The following is a 7722-nucleotide window of genomic DNA, read 5'->3' as shown; positions in this document are numbered from 1 at the left end:
GACCCATCCTTCCTGCGCGATGTAGGGGTGCACCGGCTGGTGCACCATCACCATCGCCGCACCGGCCTCGGCGGCGTGCTCGGCGGCGGCCACCGCGGTCGGCACGTCGTGACCGACGCCCGCCAGGACGGTGGCGCGCCCCGCCGCCTCCTCGACGGTCAGCTCGGTGACCAGGCGCCGCTCGTCGGGGGCGAGGGCGTAAAACTCGCCGGTGTTGCCGTTCGGGGTGACGACGCGGACGCCGCCGTCGAGCAGCCTGCGCACCAGGACGCGGTGGGTCGCGGTGTCGATGCTTCCGTTCTCGGCGAACGGTGTCACCGGGATCGCCACAACGTCTGCGAGGGCCGCCTTCAGCGGAGAGTGGTCCATGCGGACTGGCCTTTCGTCGAGGTGCTGGTGAAGCGTGTCCAGCGGGCGGTTCACGCGGCGTCACCCCCGTCTCCGTCGTCGGGGAAGGCGCGGCGCACGAACGACGCGATGTGGTGGTGCAGGGCCCCGGCGGCGGCCTCCGCGTCGTCGGCGAGGGCGAGCCGCAGGATCTCGCGGTGCTCGGCCGCCTCGCGCTCCCAGGACGGGACGGCCGACCAGGCCACGGTCGACACGAGCGCCGCCTGGTCGCGGACCTCGTCGAGCATCCGGGAGAGCAGCGGGTTGCCGCAGGGCAGGTACAGGGCCCGGTGGAAGTCCCGGTTGGCCAGCGACCTGTCCGCTGTGTCGGCCGCCGAGTCGGCCCGCCCCAGGGCCTCCTGGGCCGCTTCCAGCGAGGCGCCCCGGGTGATGGAACGGCGCAGCGCCTCCGGCTCCAGCAGGAGGCGTACGTCATACACCTCCCTGGCCATGGTCGCGTCGACGAGCCGTACGGTGACGCCCTTGTACTGGCTCATCACCACGAGTCCCGTGCCCGCGAGCGTCTTGAGCGCCTCGCGGACGGGAGTCTTCGACACCCCGAACTGGGCGGCGAGTTCGGTCTCCACCAGCGCCTGTCCCGGTCTCAACCGCGCGGTGAGGATGGCGTGCTTGATGGCCTCCAGCACGTACTGGGTCCGGGACGGGATCGGGGCAGGGGCGAAGGTCATGGGTGACGGGCTCTCACATCTCGCGTATCGCGTCTCATATATGACGTACGAAGTACGACGCGATGAAGTTAGAGCCGCACGGAATGTTTCGTCAACGCTTCCGACCGAAGAACTTCTGCTACCCGCACGGCACTTGACGACGTCGGGTGCGCGTGCTGTCCCTCCCGAGGGACACCGCCGAACTCCCGCCCGGCGCACCGCCCCTCCGGCAGGAGCCGCCCCTTGTCCACCGGCCGGTGGACAACAGGTTCAGTCGGCAGGACGTGTCGGGCGCCGCACCCCTGCGGCCAGGATTCCCTGCATGAGAGAACTACCTGTACGCATGGCCCGGTGGAGCGCCCGGCACGCCGGTCGGGCGATCGCCGGCTGGTTCGCGTTCGTCGCCCTGTGCCTCGTGGCCGGCATCGCGCTGGGCACCAACGAGGCCACCACCAAGGACTTCTGGGTCGGTGAGGCGGGACGCGCCGAGGCGACGGCGACCGAGGGCGGCCTGGAGCGTTCCCCCACCGAGCGGATCATGATCCGGGCCAGGTCGGGTGAGCTGGACGTGGCGGCGGCCGGTGCGGCGGCCCAGGACGTGACCGCGCGGATGCGGGACCTGCCCGAGGTGGAGAGCGTGGCCGCTCCCGTCCGCTCGAAGGACGGCGAGGTCCTGCTGGTCTCGGTGGTCCTGACCGGCCCCGAGCTGGAGGGGAAGAAGAACGTCGTTCCGCTCCTGCAGCAGACCGCGGCGGTGGGCGCGGACCACCCGGACCTGGTGGTGGAGGAGACCGGATCCCCTGCCATCAGCAAGGGAGTCAACGACCAGCGCGACGAGGATCTCGCGCTCTCCGAACGCATCAGCCTGCCCGTCACCGTCCTCACCCTGCTGATCGTGTTCGGCTCGGTGATCATGGCGGGTGTGCCGTTGCTGCTGGCACTCTCCTCGATCGCCGCGGCGATCGGACTGTCCATGGTCGCTTCGCACGTCATGCCCGACGCGGGGGTCGGGACGAACCTCATCCTGCTCATCGGTCTGGCGGTCGGCGTCGACTACACGCTCTTCTACCTGAAGCGCGAACGGGAGGAACGGGCGCGCGCCGGCGGGCGGCTCACCCCGGAGGCCCTCGTGGAACTGGCGGCGGCGACAGCGGGCCGGGCGATCGTGGTCTCGGGTCTCGCCGTGATCGTCTCCACGGCCACCCTGTATCTGGCCACCGACGTCATCTTCTCCTCACTGGCGACCGGGACCATCCTCGTCGTGGCCGTCGCCGTCGCCAGCTCGCTCACCGTGCTCCCCGCGCTGCTGGTCGTCATCGGCCGCCGTGCCGACCGCCTCGCCCCCCGCAGGGCCGCCCGCCGGGCCGGGCGCGGCAAGCCGGCCCCGACCGAGAAGCCGGAGACGGGACGGGTGTTCGCCGCTCTGCTGCGCCCGGCCCGGACCCGCCCCGCCCTCACCCTGTGCCTGTCGGTCCTCGTCATGCTCGGTCTGGCCGTGCCCGCGCTCGGCCTGAAGCTGATCGACCCGGGACGGGACACCTTCTCCCGGGACATCCCGGCCATGCGGGTCTACGACCGGCTGACCGAGAGCTTCCCCGAACTCCTCGTCACCCACGAGGTCGTCACCCGCTCCACGCCGGAACAGGCTTCACAGGTGAAGCAGGCCCTGGAGGATCTCGGCCGACGGGCCCAGGCGGACCCCCTGTTCGCGGAAGCCACGAAGAACCCGAAGAGCCCAAAGGACGCGAAGGGCCTGACGAACTCCACGGACGCGAAGGGCCTGTCGAACCCCACGAGCCCGAAGAGCCCGGAGAACCCCGGCACGACGGTCCGTACGTCGGCCGACGGCCTGATCAGCGTGCTGGAACTCTCGGTCCCCCACCCCGCGCCCTCCGCCGAAGCCATCGAGTCGCTCACCCGCCTCCGCCAGGACCACATCCCCGCGACCGTCGGCCGGCTGTCCGGCGTGGAGACGGCGGTGAGCGGCGACGTCGCCCGGGGCCGCGACTACGTGACTCACGAGAGCGACAAGCTGCCGCTGGTCCTCGGCTTCCTGCTGCTGATGACCTTCCTCATGACCGTGTGGGCGTTCCGCTCGGTGGTGATCGGCGCGATCGGCGTCGTCCTGAACCTGCTCTCCGCCGGCGCCTCGCTCGGCATGCTGGTCCTGGTCTTCCAGGGGACGTGGGCGGAGGGACTGCTGGCCTTCGACTCCCTCGGGGCGATCGCGTCCAGGGTTCCGTTGTTCCTCGTGGTGATCCTCTTCGGGCTGTCGATGGACTACCAGGTGTTCGTGGTCAGCCGGATCCAGGAGGCCAGGCAGAACGGCATGTCCGCCCGCGAGGCGGTGCTGGAGGGCATCAACCGGTCGGCCAAGGTGGTGACCAGCGCGGCGATCGTGATGGTGACGGTGTTCGGCGCGTTCGTGGCCCTGCACCTCACCGAGATGAAGCAGATGGGATTCTGCCTGGCCGTGGCCGTCCTCCTGGACGCCGTGGTCATCCGGCTCATGGTCCTGCCGTCGGTGCTGTTGCTCCTCGGCGAGCGTGCCTGGTGGCCGGCCCGGCGTCCCGGCCGGGTCGGGCGGGCGCAGGAACCCGCCGCCGGGCCGTCGGCGGAAGTAGGCTGACGCGGTGAATCAACGGCCGCAGCCCGAACCCGCGCTGACCGTACCGTCGCTGCACCGGTGGAACGCCGTCTTCTGGGTACTGCTGGGCGTGGTCCCGCCGGCCCTCGCGGTCGCCGACGCACCCGGGACGACAAGGTACCCGGTGCTGGGGCTGCTGGCCGTGCTCGCCCTGTCGTACGGCGCGGTGGGGCTGTTCCCCGGCAACCCCGCCCTGCGCCCCCGCCCCTACCTGTACGTACTCGTCGTGGGCCTTGGAGCCATGTCGTACCTGCTCGACGGCAGCGCGGCGCTCTTCGTGGTGACACTGCCGCACTTCTGGATCTACACCACGAGCGCGCGTGCCGCGATCGCCCTGAGCGGTATCGCCGCTGCGGGGGTCGTGGCCGGAAACGTCGTACGGCAGGGTTGGGACGGGGAGTTCTTCACCGGCAACGTGATCTTCACGCTCATCGGGTACGTGGCAGGCGTGCTCATCGGGCTGGGGATGCGCCACGTCACCGAGGACGCCGACGAGCGGGCCCGTCGGCTGAGCGCCGAACTGGAGGAAGCGCGGCTCCGGCTGATCGAGGCACACCACCGCCAGGGAGTGGCGGACGAGCGCGAACGTCTCGCGCGGGAGATCCACGACACGCTCGCCCAGGGATTCGCGTCCATCATCGTGCTCGCGGAGGCGGCCAGATCCGGTCTGGAGACCGACCCGGGCAGGAGCGGGAAACACCTGCTCGCGATCGAGAACACCGCGCGCGAGAACCTCGCCGAGGCGCGCGTCCTCGTCGGCTCGGCCCCGGAGAGCGGTGTCGCCGCGGGCTCGGTGGCGGACACCCTGCGACGGACCCTGGACCGGTTCACCGAGGACACCGGGACCGGCGTCACCGCCGAACTGTCGGACGTCACCTGCGACCAGCAGACCCGGATCGCTCTCCTGCGCTGCACCCAGGAGTCCCTCGCCAACATCCGCAAGCACGCGGCGGCCTCCACCGTGGAGGTGGTCCTCACCGCGCAGCCGTACGGGATCGAGCTGGAGATCACCGACGACGGCGCGGGCTTCGTGACGGGGGACTCCCACGGCTTCGGGCTGCACGGAATGCGCAAGCGCCTGGCCGAGCTGGGCGGCGCGCTCACCGTCACCAGTTCGGTCGGCGACGGCACACGCGTCCTGGCCATGGTCCCCGTCGACGGGCAGAGCTGAGATGACGCACGGACCGACAGCCGAGAAGAAGCTCCGGATCCTCGTGGCGGACGACCACACGGTGATGCGTGCCGGGGTCGTCGCCCTGCTGGCGGACGAACCCACCATCGAGATCGTCGGCGAGGCCGAGGACGGCCGGGCGGCCGTCGGCCTCGTCGAACGGCTGGAGCCCGACGTGGTGCTGATGGATCTGCGGATGCCCGTCCTCGACGGGACGAGTGCCACCGCGGAGATCGTCGCCGGGCCCGCCCGGACCCGCGTGCTGATCCTGACCACGTACGAGACCGACGCGGAGATCGAGCGCGCCGTGGAGGCGGGCGCCATCGGCTATCTGCTCAAGGACGCCACCCGCGAGCAGCTGGTGGACGCCGTCCACTCCGCGTCCCGGGGCGAGACCGTGCTGGCCCCCCGCGTCGCGGCGCGGCTGGTGGCCCGGATGCGAAGGCCGGCGCCGGTGACGCTGACGAGACGGGAGGTGGACGTGCTGGGCGCGGTGGCGGACGGGCTGTCCAACGTGGAGATCGGCCGCCGGCTGGTCATCGCGGAGGCGACGGTGAAGACGCATCTGCTGAGGGTCTTCGCCAAACTCGACGTCGGCGACCGTACGCACGCGGTGGTCAGGGCGTTCGAGCTGGGTCTGCTGGAAGGACCCCGGGGGAGAGCGGAAGGCGCCTGACCTCACTCACTCGCACAGGTTCATCCGCGCGGGCGGGGGAGGAGCGGGGCACTCACGGTAGGGGCCGGCGGCGAGGGCGGCCACGGCTACCAGGCACCGTAGGTGCGTCAGTTCCAGCGCACGCGCGCCGTGCTCTCCGACTCACCCCTACGCCCATCGCAGAGATCCGTGCGCGGATGCACTGTGCGCAGGGCGATGACCCTCGCATCGTCGGTCGCCGCGAACACCGCCGCCGTCTCCACCGCACGCCGGACGACTTCGTGAACTTCACCTCTACGTCCACCGCGCGCGTCCGCCCTGTTCCTACCGCTGCGGCACCGTGGTGAGGAAGTCCAGGACGAGCGGGCTCGCGACGGCGCGGTACTCCTCGAAATAGGCGTGCCGCGCTCCGGGGATCAGGCGCAGACGTGCACCGGGGATGCGGTCAGCGAGCAGCGGAGCGTTGGCGGTGGGATTGAGCAGGTCGTCGGTGCCGTGCACGACCAGAGTGGGTGCGCCGATGCTCGGCAGGACCTGCCACGCGTCGTGCTGGTTGCCGGCCGCCAGGTGGCGACGTTGGGCGTGGGCGGGCATTCCCGGGTCGCCGAGCGTCCGGTACGGTCCGGGGTTCGCCGCCAGCCAGGCCGGGGTGTACATCAACTCCAGCAGGGCTTGCCGCGCCGCACCCGGTCGTGTCTGCACCAGGGACCTGCGTACGTCGGTGGTGCGTTCAACGGCGTGCGGGCCGCCGGGCGATGTGCATCCGAGCACCAGGGCGCGCACCCGGTCCGGATGGCGCGCCGCGAGCTGCTGGGACACCCGCCCGCCCATGGACGTCCCATAGACATCGGCCCGCTCGACGCCGAGGGCGTCGAGCACCGCGATCACGTCCAGCGCGAACAGTTCGGTGCTGTAGGGCAGATCGGGCTTGTCGCTCTCCCCTGTACCGCGGTAGTCGAACGTGATGGTGCTGCGATCGCCGTGGAAGTCGTCGCGCACCGAGTCCCACCAGTGGTGGTTGTTCGCCTGACCCGCCAGGAGGAGCAGGGGCGCCGCCGCCCCTTCACCTTGGACCTGATAGGCGATGCCGACCCCGTCGGGCGTCGTCGTGCGCGGCATGCGGACCCTCACTCCTCATAGGTCGGTGGCCGGGGGAGCGCCAACCTGTTCGAGCGCGCCGGCCAGGTCGTAGTTGAACCAGCTCTCGGAGATCCTGCCGTGCTGGAACCGCAAGGTGACGTGGCCGGTCGTCTCGAACGCTCTGCCACTGGGCGGGTTCCCCCGGTAGGGACCGGTGTGGCGGCCGTGGATGATGAATCGAGAGCAGACGAGGTCGCCTTCGGCCACCAGGCTTCGTGCGGTGTGGGTGACTTCGAAGGCCTCGCGGACCTCTCGGTACGAGCGCATGGCCTCCACGAGGCCCACGGACTCCTGCTCCATGTTGGGGTCGTGCTCGGAGTAGTCGACTGTGCAGTGGTGTGCGTAGACGGACTCGCGGTCCTCGTCTGCCGACTCTTCCAGAAACCGGCGGGCAAGCGTCTTGGTGTCCATGACCCCGTTCATACCTCCCGTCGTCGGTCCGGAGACGCCCCTTCACCCTCTGCCCGGCGGTTTCCCGGGCTGCCCGGTCGAATCGGAGCGGAGCTCTGCGCAGGGCGCCTTTCGCTGTCGCGCCAGGTACGGGACGTGACGGAACTCCGCGCCCGGAAGACCGCGGAAGAGTGGACGGACGCGGCCGCGCAGGCGGCAGACACCACCGTACGGCGCCGCAGGTGCCCGGGCAGAAGCTCGGGCCGACCCGGGGAAGAGCCATCGCGACGAGGGCACTGCGGCGATCAGCGCACCGACGGCGCACACGGTGAAAGGGCCGAGGCCGGCCATCATCAACTCCGCTCCTGGCCCTTCTCCGGCAACAGTGCGAGCACCGCGACGACAGCTCGATGATCGGTTCCCGGCACGGTGTGCTCGCTGACGGAGACCCCTGCCAGACCGGGACCGTGCAGGATGTGATCCAGCTGGACCACGGGTGGGACGAGGGCATGGCCGACGGGCCACGTGGGAGCCCACCCGTGGCCCAGCTCGGCATGCGTGTCTGTGAGGCCGGCCGCCAGCAGGTCCCGCATCGGGGCGTGGTCGAGGGAAGCGTTGAAGTCACCCAGGAACACGGTGTCCGGGCCCGCGCGCTGTGCCAGAG

Annotated in this window: 8 protein-coding genes; 3 read left to right on the top strand and 5 right to left on the bottom strand. The window is 70.8% G+C overall.

Features of this window, described 5'->3' with window-relative positions; translation table 11 throughout:
* Both CR470_RS33915 and CR470_RS33910 read right to left on the bottom strand, forming a co-directional pair.
* A partial coding sequence (locus tag CR470_RS33915) for a dihydrodipicolinate synthase family protein (RefSeq protein ID WP_143663931.1) occupies window positions 1–369 on the bottom strand: 369 nt, incomplete at its 3' end.
* Window positions 370–419: 50 nt separating this feature from the next.
* On the bottom strand, window positions 420–1076 hold the full coding sequence (locus tag CR470_RS33910; protein WP_097871279.1) for a GntR family transcriptional regulator: 657 nt from the start codon (window positions 1074–1076) through the stop codon (window positions 420–422).
* 301 nt (window positions 1077–1377) lie between these two features.
* Here CR470_RS33910 and CR470_RS33905 point away from each other — a divergent pair, with 301 nt between their 5' ends.
* Genes CR470_RS33905 through CR470_RS33895 form a run of 3 tightly spaced genes read left to right on the top strand, consistent with a single transcriptional unit; the run spans window position 1378 to window position 5549 of the window.
* Window positions 1378–3684 carry an MMPL family transporter gene (locus tag CR470_RS33905; RefSeq protein ID WP_097871278.1) on the top strand — a complete coding sequence of 769 codons (2307 nt, stop codon included), beginning with the start codon at window positions 1378–1380 and terminating at the stop codon, window positions 3682–3684.
* 4 nt (window positions 3685–3688) lie between these two features.
* The gene (locus tag CR470_RS33900; RefSeq protein ID WP_097871277.1) at window positions 3689–4873 is read left to right on the top strand and encodes a sensor histidine kinase; all 1185 of its coding nucleotides are present in this window, start codon (window positions 3689–3691) and stop codon (window positions 4871–4873) included.
* Window position 4874: 1 nt separating this feature from the next.
* Window positions 4875–5549 (top strand): response regulator, encoded by a 675-nt coding sequence (locus CR470_RS33895; RefSeq protein ID WP_097871276.1) that lies wholly within the window; start codon window positions 4875–4877, stop codon window positions 5547–5549.
* Window positions 5550–5852: 303 nt separating this feature from the next.
* Here CR470_RS33895 and CR470_RS33890 read toward each other — a convergent pair whose 3' ends face one another.
* The 3 genes from CR470_RS33890 to CR470_RS33880 all read right to left on the bottom strand — a co-directional run.
* Window positions 5853–6647 carry an alpha/beta fold hydrolase gene (locus tag CR470_RS33890; protein WP_097871275.1) on the bottom strand — a complete coding sequence of 265 codons (795 nt, stop codon included), beginning with the start codon at window positions 6645–6647 and terminating at the stop codon, window positions 5853–5855.
* Between the two features lie 15 nt (window positions 6648–6662).
* The gene (locus CR470_RS33885; RefSeq protein WP_097871280.1) at window positions 6663–7079 is read right to left on the bottom strand and encodes an ester cyclase; all 417 of its coding nucleotides are present in this window, start codon (window positions 7077–7079) and stop codon (window positions 6663–6665) included.
* Window positions 7080–7411: 332 nt separating this feature from the next.
* Window positions 7412–7722 (bottom strand): endonuclease/exonuclease/phosphatase family protein (locus CR470_RS33880; RefSeq protein WP_373561460.1); only part of this gene is annotated, 311 nt, incomplete at its 5' end.

The organism is Streptomyces sp. rh34, from assembly GCF_002551245.1.
GTDB lineage: Bacteria > Actinomycetota > Actinomycetes > Streptomycetales > Streptomycetaceae > Streptomyces.
Note: the sequence above shows the minus strand (reverse complement) of the source record. Positions and strands in the feature narration are given on the sequence as shown.